The 23,342-nt window shown below is 69.9% G+C and carries 21 protein-coding genes and 3 pseudogenes; 13 read left to right on the top strand and 11 right to left on the bottom strand.

Annotation, left to right across the window (positions count from 1 at the left end; translation table 11 throughout):
- Positions 1–955 precede the first annotated feature (955 nt).
- Positions 956–1,525, top strand: coding sequence for a DUF4232 domain-containing protein (locus ACIQ7M_RS19860; protein WP_386979271.1), 570 nt, complete (start codon positions 956–958; stop codon positions 1,523–1,525).
- A 1,493-nt stretch (positions 1,526–3,018) separates the two neighbouring features.
- Here the strand turns inward: ACIQ7M_RS19860 and ACIQ7M_RS19855 are convergent.
- Positions 3,019–3,645 carry a hypothetical protein gene (locus ACIQ7M_RS19855; RefSeq protein ID WP_403645867.1) on the bottom strand — a complete coding sequence of 209 codons (627 nt, stop codon included), beginning with the start codon at positions 3,643–3,645 and terminating at the stop codon, positions 3,019–3,021.
- A 248-nt stretch (positions 3,646–3,893) separates the two neighbouring features.
- Between ACIQ7M_RS19855 and ACIQ7M_RS19850 the strand changes: the two are divergent.
- Positions 3,894–4,001, top strand: a pseudogene (locus ACIQ7M_RS19850) (IS630 family transposase); the annotation flags it as partial.
- 44 nt (positions 4,002–4,045) lie between these two features.
- Here the strand turns inward: ACIQ7M_RS19850 and ACIQ7M_RS19845 are convergent.
- Positions 4,046–4,543, bottom strand: a complete 498-nt coding sequence (locus tag ACIQ7M_RS19845) for a GNAT family N-acetyltransferase (RefSeq protein WP_403645864.1) — start codon at positions 4,541–4,543, stop codon at positions 4,046–4,048.
- Between the two features lie 156 nt (positions 4,544–4,699).
- Positions 4,700–5,221, bottom strand: coding sequence for an SMI1/KNR4 family protein (locus ACIQ7M_RS19840; RefSeq protein WP_403645861.1), 522 nt, complete (start codon positions 5,219–5,221; stop codon positions 4,700–4,702).
- A gap of 118 nt (positions 5,222–5,339) precedes the next feature.
- Between ACIQ7M_RS19840 and ACIQ7M_RS19835 the strand changes: the two genes are divergently transcribed.
- Both ACIQ7M_RS19835 and ACIQ7M_RS19830 read left to right on the top strand, forming a co-directional pair.
- Entirely contained in the window at positions 5,340–5,489 is a 150-nt protein-coding gene (locus ACIQ7M_RS19835) for a hypothetical protein (protein ID WP_403645858.1), read from the top strand.
- 37 nt (positions 5,490–5,526) lie between these two features.
- Positions 5,527–5,766: a hypothetical protein gene (locus ACIQ7M_RS19830; protein WP_403645856.1), complete on the top strand. Its 240-nt coding sequence runs from the start codon at positions 5,527–5,529 to the stop codon at positions 5,764–5,766.
- 18 nt (positions 5,767–5,784) lie between these two features.
- Here ACIQ7M_RS19830 and ACIQ7M_RS19825 read toward each other — a convergent pair whose 3' ends face one another.
- Positions 5,785–6,387 (bottom strand): hypothetical protein, encoded by a 603-nt coding sequence (locus ACIQ7M_RS19825; protein ID WP_403645853.1) that lies wholly within the window; start codon positions 6,385–6,387, stop codon positions 5,785–5,787.
- A gap of 65 nt (positions 6,388–6,452) precedes the next feature.
- Here ACIQ7M_RS19825 and ACIQ7M_RS19820 point away from each other — a divergent pair.
- Positions 6,453–6,554 (top strand): annotated as a pseudogene (locus ACIQ7M_RS19820) (IS5/IS1182 family transposase); the annotation flags it as partial.
- A gap of 2 nt (positions 6,555–6,556) precedes the next feature.
- Here ACIQ7M_RS19820 and ACIQ7M_RS19815 read toward each other — a convergent pair.
- The 6 genes and pseudogenes from ACIQ7M_RS19815 to ACIQ7M_RS19790 form a co-directional block, all read right to left on the bottom strand.
- Positions 6,557–7,530: pseudogene (locus ACIQ7M_RS19815) on the bottom strand (DegT/DnrJ/EryC1/StrS family aminotransferase).
- A 722-nt stretch (positions 7,531–8,252) separates the two neighbouring features.
- Entirely contained in the window at positions 8,253–8,816 is a 564-nt protein-coding gene (locus ACIQ7M_RS19810) for a dihydrofolate reductase family protein (RefSeq protein WP_403645850.1), read from the bottom strand.
- 1,162 nt (positions 8,817–9,978) lie between these two features.
- On the bottom strand, positions 9,979–10,527 hold the full coding sequence (locus tag ACIQ7M_RS19805; protein ID WP_403645847.1) for a hypothetical protein: 549 nt from the start codon (positions 10,525–10,527) through the stop codon (positions 9,979–9,981).
- A 139-nt stretch (positions 10,528–10,666) separates the two neighbouring features.
- A complete protein-coding gene (locus ACIQ7M_RS19800; protein WP_403645844.1) occupies positions 10,667–11,377 on the bottom strand; it encodes an alpha/beta hydrolase in 711 nt (236 codons plus the stop codon).
- A gap of 79 nt (positions 11,378–11,456) precedes the next feature.
- Positions 11,457–12,128, bottom strand: coding sequence for a transcriptional repressor LexA (gene lexA, locus ACIQ7M_RS19795; RefSeq protein WP_403645841.1), 672 nt, complete (start codon positions 12,126–12,128; stop codon positions 11,457–11,459).
- 132 nt (positions 12,129–12,260) lie between these two features.
- Positions 12,261–12,449 (bottom strand): hypothetical protein, encoded by a 189-nt coding sequence (locus ACIQ7M_RS19790; RefSeq protein WP_386979045.1) that lies wholly within the window; start codon positions 12,447–12,449, stop codon positions 12,261–12,263.
- A gap of 100 nt (positions 12,450–12,549) precedes the next feature.
- Here ACIQ7M_RS19790 and ACIQ7M_RS19785 point away from each other — a divergent pair, with 100 nt between their 5' ends.
- Positions 12,550–13,611, top strand: coding sequence for a LuxR C-terminal-related transcriptional regulator (locus tag ACIQ7M_RS19785; protein ID WP_403645838.1), 1,062 nt, complete (start codon positions 12,550–12,552; stop codon positions 13,609–13,611).
- A 111-nt stretch (positions 13,612–13,722) separates the two neighbouring features.
- Here the strand turns inward: ACIQ7M_RS19785 and ACIQ7M_RS19780 are convergent, their stop codons facing one another.
- A complete protein-coding gene (locus ACIQ7M_RS19780) occupies positions 13,723–15,621 on the bottom strand; it encodes a BTAD domain-containing putative transcriptional regulator (protein ID WP_403645835.1) in 1,899 nt (632 codons plus the stop codon).
- Between the two features lie 414 nt (positions 15,622–16,035).
- Here ACIQ7M_RS19780 and ACIQ7M_RS19775 point away from each other — a divergent pair, with 414 nt between their 5' ends.
- The 7 genes from ACIQ7M_RS19775 (at position 16,036) to ACIQ7M_RS19745 (ending at position 23,316) form a co-directional block, all read left to right on the top strand.
- Complete coding sequence (locus ACIQ7M_RS19775) at positions 16,036–17,130, top strand: radical SAM protein (RefSeq protein WP_403645832.1); 1,095 nt, start codon at positions 16,036–16,038, stop codon at positions 17,128–17,130.
- Positions 17,127–17,819, top strand: a complete 693-nt coding sequence (locus ACIQ7M_RS19770) for an iron-containing redox enzyme family protein (RefSeq protein ID WP_403645829.1) — start codon at positions 17,127–17,129, stop codon at positions 17,817–17,819. Before ACIQ7M_RS19775 ends, ACIQ7M_RS19770 begins: the two co-directional genes overlap by 4 nt.
- Positions 17,812–18,021 (top strand): aroma-sacti cluster domain-containing protein, encoded by a 210-nt coding sequence (locus tag ACIQ7M_RS19765; protein WP_386979057.1) that lies wholly within the window; start codon positions 17,812–17,814, stop codon positions 18,019–18,021. Before ACIQ7M_RS19770 ends, ACIQ7M_RS19765 begins: the two co-directional genes overlap by 8 nt.
- A 29-nt stretch (positions 18,022–18,050) precedes the next feature.
- Positions 18,051–21,209: an adenylate/guanylate cyclase domain-containing protein gene (locus ACIQ7M_RS19760; RefSeq protein WP_403645946.1), complete on the top strand. Its 3,159-nt coding sequence runs from the start codon at positions 18,051–18,053 to the stop codon at positions 21,207–21,209.
- Entirely contained in the window at positions 21,206–22,066 is an 861-nt protein-coding gene (locus ACIQ7M_RS19755; RefSeq protein WP_355770331.1) for a S8 family serine peptidase, read from the top strand. The genes ACIQ7M_RS19760 and ACIQ7M_RS19755 overlap by 4 nt, the downstream gene beginning before the upstream one ends.
- Positions 22,063–22,674 (top strand): GAF domain-containing protein, encoded by a 612-nt coding sequence (locus ACIQ7M_RS19750; RefSeq protein ID WP_403645825.1) that lies wholly within the window; start codon positions 22,063–22,065, stop codon positions 22,672–22,674. The genes ACIQ7M_RS19755 and ACIQ7M_RS19750 overlap by 4 nt, the downstream gene beginning before the upstream one ends.
- Positions 22,675–22,809: 135 nt before the next feature.
- On the top strand, positions 22,810–23,316 hold the full coding sequence (locus ACIQ7M_RS19745; protein WP_403645822.1) for a GNAT family N-acetyltransferase: 507 nt from the start codon (positions 22,810–22,812) through the stop codon (positions 23,314–23,316).
- Positions 23,317–23,342: the final 26 nt, after the last annotated feature.

Genomic DNA, 23,342 nt, shown 5'->3' with positions numbered 1-23,342 from the left:
CCGCTACGAGCGTAAGCCCGAGCACTTCCTCGCCTTCACCGCCATCGCGGCAACCCTCATATGCCACCGCCGCATCACCAAATGAAATGACGTCTAAGTGTTTGTACCGCCTCTGCGGTCTCAGCGTTGGTCAGGAGCCTCAGGGCCTCCACCGAGGCAGCTCGTCGGCCTTCAGCGGTCGCAGCCTGATCTAGTTCCGCCTCCGTTGGTTCAAGGGGTGCCGGGTGATCAATGAGACCGCGGTAGGCAGCGAGCCGTTGGTACCGAGTAATACACTCCTTCACTGCATAGCTGTACTCGCTGTATGCCTGGAGGAGATGGCCATCCCAGCGTGTCTGCTGCTGCCTGCGCCAGCGGCTGCGCTCGGTGGACGCCCCAACTAGATAGGACATTAGGCCACCAACCACCACGCCCAGCAGAGCCGGTAGTTGGCCAACGATCCCACTCATATGCCCCCCAGTGCTGATACCTGTCAGGGCTACATACCCACGCTGGAGGCATCACCGTCAGGCTTGCGACTGAGCCCAACTTCACGGTTGCCGTTGCTGCTCTACCGATGGACAGCGCACGGGTACCGCAAGCGCACTAGATCGAGCGGGGAACAGCGGGGAATCACGGTGAGAGCAGCGGAGCCCGACGAGACCACGGCCAGGCTGTATACCCAGGTCAGCGCCCGGATCAGCCCCGAATGACCGCAGCTTCCCAAGCTGAGAGCGTGACGGGTGCACATCGAGTGGCCGCATCGCCCTTGTTTCCAAGGCGTGTTGCCTTCGGTGTGTCAGCAACGGCCATCTGCACGGGTGCAGCCTGTCGTCACCGTTCCGTCACAAGTAGTCGCCACACGGAACCCTGCCGCTCTCCCGCCCTATCTGCACTCACGCACCACGACCACGCGTACCGCGGGGCAACAACCGACGACCAAACCCGCGGACGAGACGACTCAGGGGGACACAACATGCGTCACAGCAACGGCATTCGCAGGACGGCTCTGGCGACGACGGCGCTCACGGCCGTCGCGGCGGCGGTGACCGGCATCCTGCCCGGCACCGCCATGGCGGCGAGCACCACCACCTCTACCCCGCCGCCCGCCTGCCCGGCCTCCGCCCTCCAGGTCAGCGCCCGGCAGGCCGCCCACCCGCCCGTCGGGACCGGGACCGGGGCGGCAGTCGTGCAGTTCACCAACGTCTCCAGGAAGACGTGCGTCCTGAAGGGCCATCCGACAGTCGCGGGCGCCGGCAACGGCTCCCCCGCCCACAACACCCCGCTCAAGGTCACCCCCACCGGCAGGGCGGCCACCGTGACGGTCCGGCCGCACGGCAAGGCGTGGGTGAAGCTGACCTTCGTCCAGGTCCAGGGGGAGGGCGACGGCTACTGCGTGTCGGGCAAGACCCCGGCGGCGTATCCGACGATGGTCATCGGGCTGCCGCACTCCGGGAAGCACCAGGTCGCCCTGAACGACGGGTGGTGGGCCGAGTGCGACAACAAGGTGACCGTCACCCCGGTCTCGGCGGTCAAGCCTTCCTGACCCCCCCGTCCCTACAAATCGAGCAGCCTGCATGACGATCGCAAGGCTCTGACCTACACGTTTACGAGGAACTGCACATAAGTGCAGGTCAGCGACTCAATGTACCTTCGGTGCGCTGAGTCGCTGACCTGCGGTGATCAAACTCCGATGACACAAACTCGCGTCCGTCAAAGTCCGATGGCAAACGGTCAAGATCCAGTGGTACAGGACGACCCAGACGCACCTTCGGCGGCACGCCTCGCCCCCAACCCTCGCCGAAGCCGAGACTGCGTTGGCGAGCCATCTCTGAGCGCTCACCTGGGCAGGAGCATGCGACCGGCCAATCGCCACCGTCTCAGTTTCCGTCTCATTCACCACCGTTCACGGACGTTCAGACGAGACCACAAACCCACTCCCCCAAGCCGACCAGCCGCGTATGCCGACCTTGAAGCCGAACTACCGGGGGTGGACGGCGGGCGAGTGGAGGCAGGTAAGTGCGGTTGGCCGACGGCGGCCGGGAGACGTTGTCAGAACAAGACCATGAAGGGCACGTCGCGCTGCTACCGCCTCCAAGGGGACTGGACGAAGCGTGGCCAAGCCGAACAGAAGAGGAAGGCGAGCAGGCGACATAAGAGGTGATGCAGAGGCACGGGGCGAGTGTCTAACTGCGTCACAACGCCGACGAACAGCGGCGAGCAAGCACGGACGTCTACGGACCGTCGGAACAGGTGGAGGGCACATCAGCCCAAGGCAGCGCCCCCACCCAAGTTGCTTCGGGACGAAGAGGTCGCTTGACCAGGCCTAAATCGGAGGTCAGGCCCAGCACCGACGGGCCCACCAACCCTCATCCGGGGAGGCATAGGGGTCAGGCCAGGTCTGCGCCACATAGAGCGCGTCGAGCGGTTCGACCATGGACCGAAGTTCGCGCGCCGGCCGTGAAGGTAGAGCATGAAGCGCGAGTTCGAGGACTGCGCGTTCGTCAGTCGTGTAGAAGGGATTGCATAGCGGGCAGCCGCAGCCGCCGGACAATGCACGAGCTGGACGGCGGGCTGTACGTGACCACTGGAGCAGGGCATGGGCTAGCGCACCCGGCCACAGCCGCTCACGTTCCAGCTGAGCAGCAGCAACGAACAGCCTGCGTGAACCACGGGAGAATCCCCGCTCTGGTGGTTCTCCTGGCCGCCGATGTGGAGCCCGACTGGCAGCCCGGACTTGAGACGGCCGTCTACGCGGCATCGTCCTCTCTGAGTCGCTTCACGCGAGTATGGTGCCAGACCGGTCCCCGCGGGACCAATGATTAGTAGACCGGTCGGTGCGCGGCGGGGCTGGAACGAGCCTCGACTTGAGAGTGCGCACTCGGGGCTGTCTCCGGGCCTTGCGAGTCAACGAAGGCCGACCCGCTATGACCGAAGCCCACAGCATCTGAACTGGTCGGAGCTGTGGGCTACTTCGGTGTTGCTGGTCAGCCAGACCGGTGATCAGCAACACCGGCTGGTGAGATCGCAGCGGAAGGCTCAGGAATGCATCTGTTCGTCGGCAGCCAGACGACGGCCGCCGTACGAGGTGACCAGCGCGTCAGCGACGGCCACCGCGTCTCCGTCGGCCACGTCCGCCGGGTACTCCGGCAGGAGGTCGTCCCAGACGGGCAGCCATGACCCGTACAGCTGGGCCTGCCCCTCCGGCCGAGCGAAGAACCAGATGTGCAGGTGCGCAGCTCCGTCCCCGATCCGGTAGACGTGGGCCCGGGAGACGTGCGGTAGTGCCTGCACATGGCGGACGATGTGAGTGGTGAGCACCCCGAGTTCGGCGGCCATCTCGTCGGGCAGATCCGCCATGTCGTAGTGGTCTCGAGGGAACAGCATCAGTACCAAAGGCACGCCAACGCCCGTGATCCGCGCCAGCCGCCAGCGGTCGTTGAACCAGATGCCTTCGTCTCGGGCGCGGCACGGGTCGCAGTTCGCCGGATCCTCCCCGTGCCGTTCCGGCTCGGGCAGAGTGGGCGGACGCAGCGGCGCGACGCGAAGTCCTTCAGGTTCGAACGGGCTTATCTCCCAGGCGGTCATCCGCGCCAACGGAAGCCGAAGCTCACCGTCCGCAGCCGCGCGTGCATGGTCGTAGAACTCATCCGGTCGTATGGCCATGATCGGAGACTAACGTGGCTCACGGGCCCCTGACCGTGCCAGACGCACGCCAGATCGTGCCGGGGGCCACGGGGGAACAGCGAATCTCAACGCTGATTTACGGCTCGCACAAAGGGGGTTGGCGCGCCCGGTGCGGTTCCGCAGGGCGATGATGCTGCAGGCCGCGACGGGCGGGAACACCGTGCCGGTGATCGCGCGGCTCGTGCAGACGGACGAGGACACCGTTCTGGACGCGATCCGCAAGTTTCAACCAGAACCCCCGCCACCCCCACGTTCTGGCGGCTCAGCGCCGCGAACGCGCCCGCATCCGCAGCGAGAAGGGCATTCGCTGGGGCGGACGCCCCCTCGCAGCCGCAGCCTCACCAAGTGTGAGGGATCCCGCCGTGCCCGGACGTGGAGATCAGACAGTGGCCAGGCTCTTCGCCATGACCCGCTCGGTGCCAACGCCATCGGGCAGAAGATCGCCGGGCTCACCCGTGTCATTGAAACCGTGCCGCTCATAGAGCGCGGTCGCCTTGCGGTTGTCCGGCATGACGGACAACCGCAGGGTCGTGGCACCGCGCTCCACCCCCCACCGCTCGACCGCCTGGATCAGATGGTCGCCCACGCCCTCGCCCCGAGCCGTCGGGTTGACCCACAACGAGATCAACTCCACGTCCTCTGCTCCCTCGCCCGGCACTCCGCTGGCCATGCCCACCGCAATGCCGTCGAGGACCGCGACGAGATCGTGCGCGCCAGGAATCGACAGACGGGCACGCCAGCGTTCCTCTCGGTCGCCGGAGCCCTGCCACTGGGCCAACGTCGATCCGAACGCATAGGGCGCCTCAGCAAGCGCGGCCAGTCGCAACTCCCGCCAAAGGGGCCAGTCGTCCGATTCCAAAGTGCGTAGTTCAAGCATGATCCAAACCCTGCCTGCCCACCGGGGTGGGCAGCAAGTTGATTACGACCAGGCAAACGAGGTCGCTCAGCCCTGCGACCAGCCGAAACCGGGGAGTACTGGTGACTCACGCGCCCGCAGACCACGAGACCTCGGTGAACGTATCCGGTCACGGCACTAGGGGGCGCCGGAGCCGGGTTCGAACATCATGCCGAGGTTGTACTGCGCGATCCCGAAAGGTTGAAAGTCGGCATCGGCAAGAACGCGGCAGAGGAACTCAGCGGTGGACATGTCGTATCGAACCCATCCGCCGACGTCATTGGACCGCGCGAGGATGGGGTAATTGCCCGGCCGTTCGGCATCGATCAGCCAGAAGTACTCGTCGGCCCATTCGGTGGAGCCCCACTCAACCAGCCCCTTGCCGCCGGGCGCGTAGACCGCGTAAGGCGCGACCGCTGAGACGTCTCCGAACTTGCTGTCCCGGTCGACCGACAGGCCGACCCGCCACTGCCTCAGGAAGTCGAACGCCCCGGGGCCCTCGTCGCGGCCCAGAAAGTAGACGGAATCGCTGAAGACGCCACCGCCGAAGACCTCGTAGAGCTCCTTGTAGTCCGTCGGCAGCGGAACCCCCAGCTCACGCTCGATCGCCGCCCAGTCGACGGAGATTCCGAGCGGCTCCCACCCGGTCAGTTCGATCACTCGCTGAACCCACATACAACGATCTTTTTAGCACTGGTCATCGTTCCGATGCCCCTCACCCATCGGCTGCTTAGACTCCGTCGACCACCGCTGAACAGCGAGGCCGAGAGGGAGACCCGTGAACGATCAAAGCCTGCTGAGGAAGCCGCCCACGGCGGCGGACCGTCTGCTGATCCTCCTGAAGATCATCACAGCGGTGATCATCTTGCCGCTCGCGCTCATGGGAGCCGCGGCCCTGCTGTTCTATGTACTGGCCGGCGGGGCGTAGCCCGCGTCGAGGTGACCTTCGAGGATGAGGGGATTCAATGCGCAGGGCCGTGATCGTGTCCAAAGCCGTGCTCGCGGTGATAGGCACGTGGCTTGTCCTGTTCCTGGCGATCGCCCTTCCGGCCCTGCTTCCCGAGCGGTGGGAGTACTACCTGATCTCCCCTGCCGGCGTGTGTCTGTGGATGCTTTCCATGCTCGCAGGACCCGTTGCCGTCTGCTGGAAACTCCGCTCCTGGATACGGACGGTCCCCGGCTATTCATCGCGGCTGGACATCTGACAAAGAGATGTCCCGTAACTACCGATCAGGGCGGATGCCACGGACGTGCGTGATCACGTCTGGTGGGCCCAGGCCGGCACGGTTGATCCGGCCTCGGCCTCGGATCACGCCGTCTGCGGCCAGTCTTCTCCGCAGTGCGTCGGGTGCCAGCGGGGTCTCGAAGCCCTCACTGAGGCCTCGCCCCGTATCTGCGTACTCGTAGCGGACCGCGTACGTCCTTCCCTCGTGATGCCACTCCCAGCGCATCAGAGGTCGCGCGAGAACCGCTTCGAACCACTCTGCCGCCCTGTTCCCCAGCTCCGTAGGGCTGCCCGCGGCTTCGAAGGTGAACTCGCTCGCGGTCTGCCGGATAGTGAAGTCCTGGTTATGGAGTTCGCCGCCACGGACGACGGAGCCGCCGAAGTGGGCGCCGATCGTCAGGACTCCCTGGTTGCGTTGCGGGACACCGATGTCCAGATAGACGATCAGCCGGCCGTCGGAGGTATGCGCCGATGGCAGCACGACAGTGTCGAGCGGGTCGACCTGCCAGGAGCCCGCGCGTCCGGCCAGAACGTCCACGAACACGCCCTGGGCGACGTCCAGGTCGTCCTCTTCGTACTCGAACCAGGGGATCTCCTCCACGACTGCACTCTACGGTCGACTCAAGGCTGTCCAGGAGCTGCCGGTGCGAGTGAGGTGATCTTGGTGTGGCTGGTGTGATCACGGCGTCGGAGACTTCCTGGACAGCCCCGTTCACCGGGTTGAGCCTGCGCGCCTTCGGGAAGCTGGTGACCGTGCTGCGGCGCGAGCTCTAGCCGGTGTGGAAGGCGGTCACGGAGCGGATGATGTGGTCGACCTCGGCGTCGGTGAGTTCGGGGTAGGCGGGCAGGCACAGCCGCTGCGTGGCCGTGGTCGACTGCTCCGAGACGTGGCTGCGGTGGTTGATCTCCCTGAAGGCGGGCTGGTCGGGCAAGAGATACGGGTAGACCTGCTCGGCCTGGATGCCCCACGAGGCGAGGTGCGCGGTGAGAGCGGGGATGTCCTCACAGCCGATCGCGTACTTGTAGAACCCGTGGACGTACCCGTCCTGCACCACCGGCGTTTCTACCGGCAGTTCGGTGAAGGCCTCCGTGTAGCGGTGGGCGATCCGGTTGCGGCGCTCGGTCCAACCCGGCAACAGGGCCAACTGGACGGTGAGGATGCCGGCGTTGACCTCACCCAGCCGGGCGCGATGGCCGGGCAGGTGGTGAAGGTGACGGTCACCGCGGTCGCGGCCCATGTCGGTGAGACGGCGCAGCGTGTCGGCCCGCTCGGGGGTGGTGGTCAGGAGCGCGCCCGCGTCGTGCAGACCGCCGATGTTCTTGCCGACCCAGAAGGAGAAACAGCCGTAGTCGCCCCAGCGGCCGGCCGGGGTGCCGTGGAGGCTCGCTCCGGGGGCCTGCGCGCAGTCCTCGATGACGACCAGCCGATGACGGAAGGCGATCTCGTTCAGGCGGGCATGTCCGCCATGTGACCGTGCAGATGCACCGGGATCACCGCCCGGGTGCGGCCGGTGACGGCGGCTTCTGTGGCCTTCGGGCACAGGGTCAGGGTGGGCTCGCTGACGTCGACGACGACGGGAACCGCTCCGAGGGCGGCGACAGCGAACGCGGTGGCCGCGAAGGTGGCGGCCGGAACGATCACCTCGTCCCCGGAACCGATCCCGGCCGCCCGTAGCGCCAGGGTCAACGCGCGTGCAGGACTTGGTCGCCACGGCACGGCCGCCCCAGGCCCGCTCCAGGGCATCCTCCAGCCGCCGGGTCTGCGGCCCGTAGTGGAAGGTGCCGGCGTCGATCACCTCGCCGGTCACGCGGTGGATCGTTTCTCGCAACTCGTTCACCCGTCGGACGTGGCCCTCTGCCGGAATCGCGGTAGCCGTGGCGCGGCCGGGAGACTCTGTACTGGCCATCAAGACGGATCCCATCTGCACGTGCGTGGACGATGACGCCCCTTGATCCAATTCGGCCACGCGTCCGCCCGGCCCGCGGACGGTGTCCAGCCGTTCGGCGGAGCGCGCACACCAGCATTTCGAGGCACATCCGGCGCGCGGTCGGGGCGCGGGCGCATCCGATCCGATGAGCCCAGAAGTTCGCCCACCGCATGTCGTCGACGCCCGATCGCCGGGCCGTCCCTGGGCCGTGCGAGGCCGCTCGACAGTGACCTACCTCGACAGTGACCTTGGCCGGGACATGCCGCCGTCCCGTCCGCGGGGCCGGCGTGCGGGTGGTCATCAGGTCGTGTCCGAGGCCGAGCAGGCGCGCCACGGAGCACCCCTCCGCCTACGACTCAGGCCGGCTCCCGCACTGCGCCGTCACGGGCGACCGCGCACGGCGTGACCCGCAGCAGCGTCCGCACCCGTTCCGACAGCCACAGCGGCTGCTCTACCGCGAACTGTTCGCCGCCGGTCTGTGGACGTGACCCGATCCGTCGCTGGTCGTCGTCGATGTCCCGCCGCTCGACCAGCGCGTTCAGTGCCTCGTCTCGTACCTGGTCAGGACCACGCCGCCGGGCAACGTCCGTGTCTCCAGCAGGTTCAGTTTCGTCCAGCTGTCCAGCGCGGCGAAAAACGGTGTGCCGCTACCCACCAGGACCGGATGGGTGACGATCGTGTACTCGTCGATCAGCCCGGCCCGCATCGCCGCCCCGGCGAGCGCTGCGCCACCGACCCTCATCGGCCCACCGTCCTCGGCCTTGAGCCGAGTGATCTCCGCGACCGCGTCGCCGGTGACCAGGCGAGTGTTCCAGTCGACTTTGTCGACCGTCGAGGAGAACACCACCTTCGGCGTGTCCCGCCAGTTCCGCGCGAACTCGATCTGCGCTGGGCTGGCGTCCGGCTGCTGGTCGCCCGTCGGCCAGTAGGCGCTCATGGTCTCCCACAGCTTGCGCCCATACAGGAACAGGCTGATCGCCCGCTCCTGGTCGAGCCACCACTGGAACAGCTCGTCGCTCGGCTCGCTCCAGCTGAGATCGTCGCCGGGCGCGGCGATATAGCCGTCCAGGGACAGGTTCATGCCGTAGAGCAGTCTCCGCACAGCGCTGGCCTTCCGTCAGTCGGTCTCGGAAGTCCGAGAGCGTGCTCTGACCCCGAATCCCTGGACATCAGTTATACGGCTGGTGCGAGCGTAGTCGGTCAGAACCCGCTGGGGTTCACTCGTCGAAGACGTAGCCGACGCGCCGACCGCACAACAGAAGTATCCGTGCATCCCCTGCCAGATCACCCACACACCGTCTACGAGCACGAACCACAAGGCCCCGCACGTCGTTGACGATTCAGTGCAGGACGAGTTGCGCTGTCCCCCGTCCCCCGTCCCCCCCCTAGAGACAGCACAGGGCCGGACGGCCTCGCGTCCGTACACCTGCCGGCCGAGCCCGGTCAGCACCCGTCATGTCGGAAGGCGTTCTCCGGGCAATGCGTGACCCGGTCCCCGCCCGCGTCCGCGACCCGCAGACCGAAGGCGAGGGAGAGCGCCAGAACGCCGAGCAGGGCCAAGCCTCTGACGCTGCGGGGAAGCCGGCTCCACCGGCCGGGGCGAGACGAACGGCCCATTCGTCGAGGACGGTGCTCTGAAGGCACCGGCCGCTGCGCATCGGCCGACGCGACGGCTGATGCGCGAGACCCCCGTCCGGATTTCGGGACGCACGAGTGCGCCACCGAGGACTGATTCTCGTGACCTGGCTCGTCCACCACTTCTTCACGACAGACCTTGCAGATGTGCGACGTCATGCACCCCCCTGATGTCTGGCACACGGTATCCAACGGCCCATGCCGGGGCCAGTTTTGATTCGTCCGCCGACGAAGCCACCACCTGGGCCGAATCACGCCAGGCGACCACCATGAGGGGGTCCGACAGGGTCCGTCGGTATCGGCCGATCGCGCTTCCTGGAGGCGCTGGTGGATTGCTCAGGATCGCGGGACGGCAGAGGGGAAGTCGATCGCGCGCAAGCGCACGTGGTCCTCGCCAGAGTTCAGCACTGGTAACTCCAGCCGGCAGCGGCTGGGCCCGCACCCAACACCCCGTCCAACACCGCCTCCCGCACGCGCAGTCGACTCGCATCGAGCTTGCGGCGGGCACCGCCGGGCCCCTTGGAGGCCAGCGTCTGCCGGCCACCCGCAGCGAGTGACCGCCGCCAGCGGTTCGCCGACATTCGGGTCACCCTGAATTGCCGGGCCACCTCCGGTGTAGAGGTACGTGCTCAAGGTCGAATGGGTTGGCCGGGAGGCCGGGTGGGGTCGTAGTGCGTGCGGGCGAAGGTGTCGTTCGCACGGTGGACGGTGTCGGGTTGCGGCGGTGCCGGCCAGACACTCAGGAAGTGCTCTTCCACAGGAATATCGCCTTCGTGCGCATCGCCTTCATCGCGTCCACGTGCCTGGACGCGGACCCGGTACCAGCCCGCGCCGACCGTGGCGAAGTTCCCGGCATCGTCCTCGACATCCCCGCCCCACCGGAACAGTCGCAGGATGCCACTCGTGCTGCAGATGCTCACGTCCACTACGCTCTCCCACTCCTCGCCCGGTGGGAGTGGTTCATCCGCGCAGTGCTGCGTGGTCAGGCGTATCCAGCCGGTGTGCGTGCCCGCGAGCACCGTGAGGTGTTCCGGGCCCCCCGCTGCCAGGCTGTTTCCCGCATAGATCCGTCCGACCGTGTCGGTGTCGTCGTACACGCTGAGAAAGTCGTCGCCCTGCAGGTAGTACTGCCCATAAGAGACGAACATGCGATCCAAAGTCCACGTCGTGTAGCGCATTCAACGGATCATGCCCTGCCCCACTGACAGCGCTGAAGCAGCCCCGCACCCGGCCCCACGCCGGTGTCTGGGGTGGCTCGCACGGGGCGAGCAGGCTGCTCGATGACGCCGCCCATCGTGGAACGCCGCGTAGGCCAGCTCAGCCGGCCGACCCATCCGCTCCGGCAGCCTGGGCTGCCCGGCCCGACATGGCCTCGGTGGCGAGCAGTTCCAGGACCAGGTCGACGACCAGATCCGGTCGGCCCACGAACGGAGAGTGCCCCGTCTGCCACTCACGTACGGAGCCGCACCGTGCGGCCATGACCCGTTGGAGTTCGGGGTCGATGGCCCGATCCTTCGCGCAGACGACGTAGGCGGAAGGGGCATGTTTCCAGCTCTGGCGTTCGGGGACCGCTCGGCCGCAGCCGGGGGCCTGGGCTCGTAGGAGTCCCACCGCCCAAGTCGCCAGGTGCTCGGGGCAATCCGCGTACAAAACGTCCAGGGCCCGGCCCGGATCAAGGCGTGTGAAACTGTCGCGCCGCGGCTCGATGGCGGATCTCAACCGACTCGATGCGCCGCCCAAGCTCGCCGCACTCTCGCCCTCGTCCGGCACGAAGGCCGCCAGATACACCAGCCGAGCCACTCCGCGCAGGCCAGTGATCACCGATCCCCCGTAGGAGTGCCCCAGCGCCAAGGGAGGCTCCGTCAGCCGGTCGACGGCAGCCTGCACCGCGGCCGTGTCGGCGGCCAAAGAGCCCCTGTGCAGTTCGGGAACCAGCACGTCCACGCCGGAGGCCCGCAGGCCCTCGGCAACCCGGGTGAAGTGTTCGGGCTGGTGATAGAGGCCGTGAACCAGGACCGTGCCGGGCATCTGGGTCACCTCCGTGGGGCGACTCGCCGAGGAAGCCGAACCTGGACGTCCAGCTCCGCTGTTGATCCACCAAGCACGGTCAGAGCAGACGCAGGACGCCGACCACCTTGCCGAGAATGCGGGCGCCGTCGCCGGGGATCGGAGCGAAGGACCCGTTGCGGGGCATCAGCCAGACCTGGCCGTCCTGGCGGTGCAGGACCTTGACGGTGGCCTCGTCCTCCAGCAGGGCGGCGACGATGTCGCCGTGTTCGGCGCTGTCCTGCTTGCGGACGGTCACGATGTCGCCGTCGCAGATCGCCGCGCCGATCATGCTGTCGCCGGACACGGTCAAGGCGAACAGCTCGCCCTCGCCGACCACCTGGCGGGGCAGGAAGTATACGTCCTCGACCATCTCGTCGGCGAGCAGTGGCGCGCCGGCGGCGATCCGACCGACGAGCGGCACCTCGGCCGGCGCCGAGCTGCGGGTGGCGAGGTCGGGTGCCCAGGAGGGGCGTACGCGGTAGGCGCGCGGACGGTGGGGGTCGCGGTAAAGGACTCCCTTGTTCTCCAGCGCGCCCAGTTGATGGGAGACCGAGCTGGTGCTGGAGAGCTCCACGGCCTGGCCGATCTCCCGCATCGACGGCGGGTAGCCCTGCCGGGCGACGGCCTCGGTGATGTAGCGGACGATGGCCGCCTGGCGCGCGGTCAGCTCACCTTCGACAGCTTGTACGCCCGGGGGTCGTCCCCGGCGTACTGGCGCACTGTTCTCCATCCCCGGGCCCCTCCGTGTCAAGATCCTCGCGGAACCTGACTTTAACCCGCCATCCCGTGCATACGGAACGCCGGGAGGGGAATTCCGAGCCGCGGTGACGCGAAACAGGCGGGGCCGGGGGTCGGCGGGCACTCACCAGTGCGGTGTCGGCACGCTCGGCGAGTCGTCGTCGCCCTCGCGCACCGGCCGCGGAGGCTGGTCGAGGATCTCGCGGGCCGTGGTTCCTTCGCCACCGCCCCGGCGCTGTCGCCCCCGCACCCGGTGGCCGAGCACGGTGAAGCGTTCGAGGAGCAGGGCGAATGCGCCTTTGGCCGGTTTCACAGTGATTCCTTCCAGGTGGGTCTGGGAAACTCCATCGCACATCTGAACAATGGACACAGCTTCGGGCTGTTGAGGGTCTTCTGGCTGATGAGGGGGTTGGGTGGGCGGCATCGGTGAGGACGGCACAGTTCCGGACGTTCATACGACGGCGGGGTGGCCGTCGCACGAGACGCAGCTGTCCGAGGACGCCGTCCGGGTGTTCCGGTGGGTGAGCGACCAGGGGGCGTGCGACGCCGGCACCCTGGGCGCGAGGCTCGGGCTGCCGGAGAGCCGGGCGGCCTCGGCCGTGGCGACCCTGACCGAACTCCTGCTGCTGCGCCGACTGCCCGGGAACCCCGACCAGTTCGTGGCGGTGGCGCCGGACGCGGCCCTGGCCGCGCTGGTCGCGCCCAGGGAGGCGGGGTTGCGCCGGCAGCTCGCCGAGATCGATCGGCTGCGGGCAGAGCTTTCCCTCCTGGCGCCGTTCTATGCGGAAGGCCGGCGGCAGTGGCAGGGGCGGGCGCCGCTGACGGAGGTCACGGACCTGAAGACCGTCGTGGGCATGATCACCGAGGCGACCATGCGGTGCCGGAAGGAGGTCCGCACCTGTCACCCCGGAGGCGGCCGCTCCCCCGCGCTCCTGGAGCAGGCGTTCATCCAGGACCGCGACATGCTGCGCCGGGGCATACGCATGCGCACGCTGTACCAGCACACGGCCCGCTACCACCTGCCCACGCAGGAATACGCGCGGCGCATGACCGGCGAGGGCGCCGAGATCAGGACACTGAGCGAACTGTTCGGCCGCATGGTCGCCTTCGACGGGGAGACCGTGTTCATCCCGCACCAGGACGACCTGGACGCGGCGATCGTCATCCAGGAGCCGTCCACGGTCTCGTACCTCTGCGCGACCTTCGATCACGCCTGGTCGCTCGCCGAGCCCTATCACCCCGCCTGGACGGAGAGTTCGGCGCGGGACGAGGTGAAGCAGGCCATCGTCCGGCTGCTGGCCGAGGGCATGAAGGACGAGATGGTGGCGCGGCGGCTGGGAATGTCGCTGCGCACCTGCCGCAAGCACATCGCCGAGATCATGGAGCAGTTGGGCGCGGCCAGCCGTTTCCAGGCCGGGTACCTGGCGCGCGTGCAGTCCTCCGGTCCGGCCTCGGCGACCACGGGCGGAGCCTGAGCCGGCTGCCGGGGCACGCCTCGGGCGGCCCGGGGTCGGGCAACTCGACAGCGCGTACGGGCTTGGGGCGGTTCCGCAAGGTCTCGCCCGCCCGGCGACGCCTGGCACGCCCTAGCACCGCTCTCCCGACGCGGCCGCCTGTTCTCGCGCGAACAGCAGGGTCAGCCACGGCAGTTCGTAGCGGACCTCCTCCGGGGCCGCGGCCAGATGCGCGGTCACCTCGGGCAGGGAGGGCGGTGGCAGGACGCCGACGTCGATAAGTTCCTCCAAGGAGCGTTGTGCGGCCCGTCCGTTCGTCCCCAGCACACGCGCGGCGGCGGGGAGGTCGAAGGAGGCGTCCGGCAGCGCGGCCAGCGCGTGGAGGGAGTCGCGGGCGGGGGCGGGCAGTCGGGCCCAGGCCCCGGCGAGCCGGGCGCGAACTCCGAGGCCCCCGGACGCGAGTTCGTCCAGGGCCTCCTGAGGATGTTCGAGGCGGTCCGCGTACTGGCCGAGCGGCATGTGGCGCAGTACGGACAGGCGGTTTCCGGCCGCTCGCAGGGCGAACGGGAGGTATCCCGTGGCGGCGACGATCCGTTGGGCCGCGGTGTGCTCGGCGGTCAGCCGCGTGCGCCCGATGATCGTGCCGAGCAGGTCCAGGCCCTCCTCACGTGACAGCGGCGGGAGTTCGACCCGGTGCGCTGACTCCAGACAGGGCAGCCGTTCACGGGAGGTGACCAGTGCGGCGGCGGTGCCCGACGGCGGTAGCAGGGGGCCGAGGGCGGTGGCGTCGGGCGCGTCGTCCAGGAGGAGCAGGATGCGGCGTCCGGACAGCCACGAGCGCCAGACGGTGGCGGCCTCCTCCCGGTCGGCGGGCAGCCGCTCGGTGCATCCGAGGGCGCGGGCCAGCTCCGTCAGTACCGATGCCCAGGGGCGCGTCGAGCCGTCCTCGGCGCACAGCCGGGTGGCGACCACGCCGTCCGGGTAGTGCGTGGCGAGGCGGTGCGCGGCGTGTACGGCGAAGGCGGTCTTGCCGACGCCGACCGCTCCGGTGATCAGGACCGGGGGGCCGCCCTCGGTCTCCAACTGGGCTCGGACGGCGTCCAGTTCTCGGGTTCGGCCGGTGAAGTCGGCGAGGTCCGGCGGGAGGAGCGGTCGTGACCCGGTGGTGCCGCCGCACGGCCGGGGCGGGGCCATGTCGTCCAGGAGGGAGCGGTAGGCGCGTTGCAGTGCCGCGCCGGGTTCCAGGCCCAGCTCCCGGGACAGCCGCTGACGGCAGTCGTCGTAGGCGGCCAGTGCCTCGGTCCTGCGGCCGACGTGGTGCAGCGCGGTGAGCTGGGCGGCGCGCAGCCGTTCGCGCAGCGGGTGGCGGCTCACCATCTCGTCCACGGTGTCCGCGACCGGGCCCGGGTCGCCGATCTCGAGCTGTGCTTCCGCCCAAGCCTCGTAGACGGCCAGTCGCCGGGCGTGCTGCCGTTCGATGGCGGCGCGCAGAACGTCGGCACGGGGAGCCAGGTCGCTGAAGGGGTCGTGCCGCCACAGGTCGAGCGCCCGGCGGTACGTGCGGGCCGCGTGGCTCGGGGCGCCCGCGCGGGCTTCGGTGTCGCCGCGACGGGCGAGTTCGTCGAAGCGGAGGGTGTCGCATTCCTCCGCGGTGAGGTGCAGTACGTATCCGCCGGGACCGTGGCTCAGCCGGCCCAGGTCGTCGGGGTCGAGCACCCGGCGCAGGGTCGACACGTACGCCTGGAGGTTCTTGCGGGCCGTGCGGGGCGGGTCGTCCGGCCAGACGGCGTCGGTGAGTTCCTCCACCGACACCGGGGTGTTGGGGCGGGTCAGCAGGACCGCCAGGACGAGGCGCTGCTTCAACGGTCCGAGCGCGAGGGGCAGACCGCCACGGGAGGCCCGCAGGGGGCCGAGGAGGGTCAGTCGCAGGAGGGCGGAGGTGGCGGATTCCCCGCCGATGTCCCCGGCGGGCTCTCGCGGAATTCCGGGATCCGACGTCATGCCGCGGCTTTCCGTGAGGACATCAGTCATGTCGGCCCCTCAGCCCCTTCCCCAGCCGGTGTCGGGGTCGTCGGAGTTCTGACAGAGGAAAGGAATTCTGTGCACGAAAGCCTCCGGGGAGCCGCAGGGGGTGAGGGAATCCGTGAGAAGCCGTGAACCTTCGGGAATTCGATCGAATTCCTTCGGCCTTCACAGGATGCGCACGGGCCGGTTCCGGGGCCATGGACTCGAGGATGGCTCAAGGTGCATGCAGCAACACACCCGCCGGGATGGAAGGCGAATAGGGGTGCAAAAGGTAGTAAATCTGCCGCCCCTGTCCCGGACCGTCCCTGCCGGCGGTCGGACCCGTCCCGCGTACCGGCCTCGAACCGCCCGCGAACCGCGACCGAACCGGTGCCGCGCACGCTGGGACCGCACGTCCCGGTGGCCTACGGAGGTGACGAGATGCGGCTGGCGGAGATCATCGAGCTACGTCCGGTACCGGCGGCCGGGCTCCTCGCCACCCTCACCAGGCGCTGCCCGCTGAGCTGCGCGCATTGCTCCACCTCGTCGGGGCCGCGCGGCGAGGACACGCCGGCGGAGGCGCTGCGTCGCTTCGTCGGCGGTTTCACTCCCGCCGACCGACCGGAAGTCCTCATGCTCACGGGTGGCGAGCCCCTGTTGCGGCCCGCGCTCGTGGCGGACCTCGCGGCGCTCGCCGCGTCGGCCGGGACGCGGACGTCGGTCCTGAGCGGCATGTTCTTCGCCGCCGACGGCCGGGTGCCGGCGCGCATCCTGAGCGCTCTGCGGCACGTCGCCCACTTCTCGGCGAGCATCGATGTGTTCCATGAACGTGAAGTTCCGCGCGCCGGTGTCTTTCGCGCGATGCATCGCATCAGGGAAAGCGGAATCGCCGTGAGTTTCCACGTGGCGGGCACCGCGGCGGACGACGCCTATCTAGCGGACATCACCGCCTCCATTCGTACGGAATTTGACGACCAGGCGGCCGTTCTCGTGAATCACATACGACCTGTGGGGCGAGCGGCGGGCTGGGCGGCCGCGCGAACCGTGCCGCTGCGGGGTGGCGAGGCTCCGAGTCCGCCGCGAGGCGCCGCGTCCGGGAGTCCCACCGCGATGCCGCCCGCACCGTGTGCGATGGCGGCCTGGCCGACGGTCGCCTTCGACGGCACCGTCGCGGCCTGCTGCAACCAGCGTGTGGTGGACGGCCGCCCCGTACCGGAGCACCTGCGCCTGGGGCACATCGCGCACGACGACTGGGCCGCGATACGGCGCCGGTGCGTGGAGTCGCCGGTGCTGCGCACCATCCGTACCGCCGGAGTCGGATCATGCACGGACTGCCGCGGTCTGGCCCGACGCCCGGCGGCTCTCGACGCGGCCGAACGGTCCGGTTCGCGCCCCGCGGCCGGCGCGATGGACATGCTCGGCGCGCGGCTCCAGCACGACGCCGGAGCCGCCTCGCTGCTGCGACGGTACGGAAGCGACCGGTACGCACCGCTCGTGCTGCTCGGCGGTCCCGGGGACGGGGAGGATTCCTCGTGAGCGCATCGGCCGTCGCGAGTCTGCGGCTCGAACTGTCCCTCGTGCAGCCGGTGTTGTGGGCCGCCTCCGCCCGCATGTGGCATTCCGACCCGTGGCTCCCCGGCCGCTATCGCCGCTACCTGCGCGCCATGCACCAGGTGATCCGCGCCTCCGTTCCGTTGATGGAGCGGGCCGCCGCCCGCTGCGAGGCGCTGCCCCGGGACCCGGTGGCACGGTCGCTCGCGCCGTACCTGCGGGCGCACGCCGAGGAGGAACGGGGGCACGACGAGTGGCTGCTCGCCGACGCGGCGGTGACCGGGGCGCCGCCCGACGAACTGACCGGCAGCGTGCCGCCGCCCCAGGTGGCCGCCCTGGTCGGGGCTCAGTACTACTGGCTCGAGCACAGCCACCCGGTGGCGCTGCTCGGCTACATCGCGGTACTGGAGGGCAACGCGCCCGCGCCCGGACTGGCCGGCCGGCTGGCGCGCGAGACGGGGCTGCCGGACGCCGCCTTCGAAACCGTACGCCTCCACGCGGACCTCGACGACGGGCACAGCGCCGACGTGGACCGGCTGTTGGAGCGGCTGCCCCTGGATGCCGCGCAGCGTTCACTCGTCGCCGTCAGCGCGCTGCACACGGTCGCTTCCCTCGCCGACCTGTTCGACCGCATCACCGCGGCACCAACCGAAGGGGAGAGCACCGATGACTGACTCCGCACCCGATCACGAGCGTCTTCGCGCGCTGGAGGACGCCGGGTTCCCGCTGCACAGCCTCTCCCCCGAGCAGCGAGAGGTGCTCCAGGACCTCAGCGCGCAGGAGTTGACCCTGTTGCTGGATCTGAAGCGGCGGCTGGACGCTGCCGAGCCGGAGGTGCAGGCGCACAGCGAGATCGCCGGCGGAGCGCTGTTCTGATGTCCGAAGCGATGACCGGCGGCGCGCGCATGAAGTGCCCGCGGTGCCCCGAACCCCCGCCGGACGGAGCGGCGTTCTGCCCCCGGTGCGGAACGGCCTGCGTGGCCGCGGGCGACGCCGCCACCGCCGAGGAACGCCGGGTGGTGACCGTGCTCTTCTGCGACCTCGTCGGGTCGACGGCCCTGTCCGGGCGGCTGGACCCGGAGACCCTGCGCACGGTCACCCTCAGGTACTTCGCTCTGATGCGGGCGCGGATCGAGGAACACGGCGGCACGGTGGAGAAGTTCATCGGCGACGCCGTGATGGCGGTGTTCGGTGTGCCCGTGCGCCACGAGGACGACGCCCACCGGGCGCTCGCCGCCGCACGCGGCATGGTCACCGGCCTCGACGGGCTCAACGCCGAGCTGGAGCGGGAACACGGCGTGCGGCTGGCCGTCCGCATCGGCGTGAACACCGGTGAGGTGGTGGTCAGCGTCGACCCCTCCGCCCGGCAGGCCCTGGTCTCCGGCGAGGTCGTCAACATCGCGGCCCGGCTCGAACAGCACGCGGGTGCGGGGGACATCCTCATCGGCCCCGCCACGCTGCGCGCCGCCGGTCCCACGGCGGTCACCGAGTCGGCGGGATCGCTGTCCCTCAAGGGAGTCGGGGCACCATTCCCGGCCCACCGTCTCGTCGCCCTGCACGAGGACAACCCGGAACGGGTACGCCGGTTCGACACCCCCTTCATCGGACGCGAGCAGGAGCTCGCCGAACTCCGTCTCCTGTCACGCAAGTTGGGGAACGACCCGCGTTCGTACCTGGTGACCGTCTACGGCGAGGCGGGCCTCGGCAAGACGCGTCTGCTGCGCGAGTGGCTGCGGGACTCCCTCGCGTACGGAGAGGGCCGGTGCCGCCCCTACGGTGAGACCGGCTCGCTGGCGCCGCTCGCCGAAGCCGTACGTCAGGTCCTCGCGACCGTGGGCGAGGACGCGGCCCTCGCCCAACTCCCCGCCCCCGAACGGACGGAGGCCGACCAGGCGCTGCGTCTGCTGCGGACCGGCCTCCTCGCGGACGGCACGCCCAGCCCTTCCGCCGACGACACCCTCATGGCCCTGGCCTGCCTCCTCGACGCGCTGTCCCGTGAACGGCCCCTGGTACTGGTCCTCGACGACTGCCACTGGGCGTCCGAACCGCTGCTCGACATGGCGGACCGGTTGCTGGACGAGCTCGACCACTCCCCCGTGGCCCTGGTGTGCGTCGCGCGTCCGGAGCTCCTGGAGACCCGTCCCGGCTGGGGCAGCGGGCGTATGCGGTCCGCGTCGCTGATGCTCACGCCGCTCACCCGGGACGAGGCCGCCGCTCTGGCCGGCGAACTCGTCGAGGTGGCCGCCCATCGGCAGGGCGTACTGGAAGACGTACTGGAGGGCGCGCTCGACCGTGCCGAAGGCAATCCGCTGTACCTGGAACATCTGACGGCCATGGCCGCCGAGTGCGACGACCTGCCGCTCACCGTGCACGCCCTGCTCGGCGCCCGCATCGACGCGCTGCCGCCCGAGGAGCGGACGCTGTTGCAGGTGGCCGCCGTCCTGGGGCGGGAGTTCCAGCGCGCCGATCTGACCGAACTGGCCACCGTCGAGGAACCCGCGGGCCCGACGGAGTCCCCCGGCGGTCTGCTGCGCGGCCTCGTACGACGGCGGCTCATCGAGTCCGGCGGCCGCTCCCGGTCCACCGGGGCACTCCTCCGGTTCGGCAGCGCCCTGGTGCAGGAGACGGCGTACCGCGGTATGGCCAAGAAGGTGCGGGCCCGGCGGCACGAACACGCCGCCCGGGTCCTCGTCCGCCACGACGCGGGGGACGCCGCTGTCGGCTCCCATCTGGCCCGCGCCCACCATCTGCTCACCGAGCTCGGCATCCACGACGACGACACCGACACGTTGCGCGCTCGCGCCGCCGCTCTGCTCACCCGGGCCGGAGCCGCCGCCCTGGCACGCTCCGACCTCCCGTGGGCCGACGACCTGCTCACCCAGGCGCTGGACCTGGCCACCCCCGGCGAGCCCGTCGCCCGCGAGGCCGCACGCCGGCTCGGCGAGACGAAGGTCGCCCGGGGTGAGCCGGAACGAGGCAGGGAACTGCTGGCGGACGTACTCGACACGGCGGACCGGGCCGGTGATCCGCTCGGTGCCGCCCATGCCCGCCTCGCCCTCACCGCGCTCGACCCCCGGCACGGGTCCGCGGCCGAGGTCGCCGAGGCCGCGCTCCCGCTGTTCACCCGGGCGGGCGACGACCAGGGCATCGCCCGTGCCTGTGTCCGTATCGCCCAGGACCGTCAGCGGCGCGGACTGCACGCCGAGGCCGAGGAACTGCTCCACCGGGCCCTGGACCACGCCGACCGGGCCGACGCAGAACCCGAACGCGCTCTGGCGCTCGGCGCGGTCGGCATCTCCCTGTGGCGCGGCCCCACGCCGGTCGCGCGTGCCGTGGCGCGCTGCGAGGAACTGCTGACGGCCCACGGCGCCGGCCGGCCGACCGTCCGCGCCACGCTCGGCTGCCCGCTCGCCGTGCTCCTGGCCCTGGAGGGCCGCCCCGAGGAGGCGCACGAGCGGCTGGCCGAGGCGGCGCGCCTGGCCCGCGGCCTCGGCTACGCGGAGAGCGCGCTGTTCATCCCGCTGTTCGCCGCGGAGGTCGAGGCGCTGACCGGTACACCGGCCCGGGGCCTGACCCTCCTCGATGACGCGGCACACGCGGGCCGGGAACTGGGCGCCACGGGTGCCCTGCCCGGCATCGCCCGGGAGCGGGCGCGGATCCTGCTGGACCGGGGAGCACCGGCGGAGGCGGGGGCCCTGCCGGACCCCGAGCCGTCAGGCCTGCCTCCGGCGGAGTCCGCCGACGCGTACGGACTGCGAGCCCGCGCCCTGGCGCTCGCCGGTGACACGGACCTCGCGCGCACTTGCGCGGACCGGGCCGTCGCCGCCGCCGGTGAGACGGACTCCCCGCTCGTACGGGGCACCGCCGCCCTCGACCGGGCTCAGACCCTGCGCACGCTCGGTCTGACCGCGGAGGCGGCGCGGGAGGCGCACACGGCGCGGGAGCACTTCGCCGCCAAGGGACACAGGCCGGGCACGGACCGCGCGTCCGCGCTCGCCGACGAGATGACGGCCACGGTCCGGGGCGCGGAACGCCCGGCCCGACGGGAAGGCAGGACCGGATGACCACAGGAACGGCGGCAGGACTCACCTGGAGTCTGCGTGACCGCTCCCCCGAAGACCTCACGATGCTCGCCGACACGGTGCCGGATCTGCCCGCCGATCCCTCGGAGTGGTCGGACGGCGCCGGGGTGCGGGTGTGCGTGGTCGACACCGGGGTCGAGTGCGGTCACCCCTCGGTCGGCACCGTCCAGGGCTCCTACGAGGTGGCTCCCGCCCCCGACGGAGGCCTGCACGTCATCGACAGCGGCCGGTTGCCCGACGGCGCCGGCGACGGCTGCGGACACGGAACGGCCTGCGCCGGCATCGTCCGGCGCGTGGCGCCGCGATGCGAGCTGTACAGCGTGCGGGTGCTGGGAGAGGGCTTCACCGGAACGGGCGAGGCCCTGCTCACCGGGTTGCGGTGGGCTGTCGACCAGGGCTTCGACGTGGTCAACCTCAGTCTGTCGACGACCCGTCCGAAGTTCCTCGAAACGCTACGGGCCCTGGCCGACCAGGCGTTCTTCACCGGGACCACCCTCGTGGCCTCCGCCCACAACACACCGGTGGAGAGCTTCCCCTGGCGATTCTCGTCCGTCATCTCGGTCGGCACGCACCGCGAGGACGACTCCGGTCTCTTCCTCTACAACCCCGCGCCACCCGTCGAGTTCTTCGCCCCCGGACAGAACGTGCAGGTGGCCTGGACCGGCGGCAAGACCATCCGCACCACGGGCAACAGTTTCGCCACTCCCTTCATCAGCGGGATGTGCGCACGCCTGCTCGGCACCCGACCCAAACTGACACCTTTTCAGATCAAACACGCGCTCTACCTCTCCGCCGCGAACGTGCGCATCGGCGAACCAGGAACCCGAGGTGAAAGATGACCCAGTCCCCCGGACTCGTCCCCGCCACCGGCGTGGACCCCGCGACGCGAGTCGGCAGCGCGGAGCACGATCTGTTGCAGTCCGTCGTCGACACCGCGCGGGCCATCTTCGGTGCCGCGGCCAGTTCCGTCCTGCTGCACGACCCTGAGACCGACGAACTGGTCTTCCAGGCCGTGGCCGGGGAGGGCGAGGAGTCCCTCGTGGGCTCGCGGTTCCCCGCCGGCCGGGGCCTGGCGGGCTGGGTGCTCGTCGCGGGTGAACCCATGATCGCGGACGACCTCCGGGAACAGAGCATGTTCGCCAAGGACGTCGCGAAGTCGACCGGCTACGTGCCCGACGCGCTCATGGCGGCACCGCTCGCCCATCGCGACCGGGTGCTCGGCGTCCTCGAAGTACTCGACCCCGCCGAGCAGTCCCGGTCCAGCCTCTCCGAACTCGACCTGCTCGCCCTCTTCGCCCGTCAGGCCGCGGCGGCCCTGGCGGTCATCGCCGACCGGCGCCATGAGGAGACACCGTCGGCGGTCCGCGCACGGGGCCTGGAACTGGTGGCCGCGCTACGGGACGTACTGCTCGAAGGTGTACCGCCGCAGGCGTCGCAGGAGGGTTGAGGCACCGCGGGGGTTGCCGCACCTTTCGTGCGGCAGCCCCTTCGCCCCGGCCCGCCATGCCACCGGGACGGGCAAGGTCCGCGCAGACGAAAGTGGTTTGCGGGCCGCGACGGCGCGTGGATAGCGTCGTCGGCTGTGACCCCGAATCTCCGCACCGAACGGCTGCTCCTGGAGCCCTACGTCCCCGAGGACGAAGACGACTTCGTCGCCCTGTTCCAGGACACCGGAGTGTCCCGGTGGATGGGCGACGGCCCCTCGTCCGCATCGGCGGACCGGGCACTGTTCGGACGGATCTTCACGAAGGTCTACGCCCAGGACCTGTTCGACGTCTGGGCTGTTCGCCGCGACGGACTCCTCGTCGGCCATGCCGAGATCAAGCCGACCGACGTCGTCGGAGGCCACGAGATCATCTACGCCCTGGCACCGGCGGCATGGGGGTCCGGCCTGGGAACCGAGCTGGCGCAGTCGATGGTCGCCCACGGCTTCGACGCTCTCGGACTGACCAAGGTGTACGCCACCGTGGCCGCGCCGAACGAGGCCTCCCTGGCTCTGCTGCGCAGAATCGGTTTCGAGCATGTCCGGGACATCGAAGAGGACGACGGCAGCAGCACCCTCGTGCTGGTTCGCGCTCGGTCGGCGTGAGGCCGACTCCACGGCGTCCGCGGCGC

It is taken from the genome of Streptomyces sp. NPDC096324, from assembly GCF_044763015.1.
Classification (GTDB): domain Bacteria; phylum Actinomycetota; class Actinomycetes; order Streptomycetales; family Streptomycetaceae; genus Streptomyces.
This window is presented reverse-complemented; position numbering and strand designations above follow the sequence as displayed.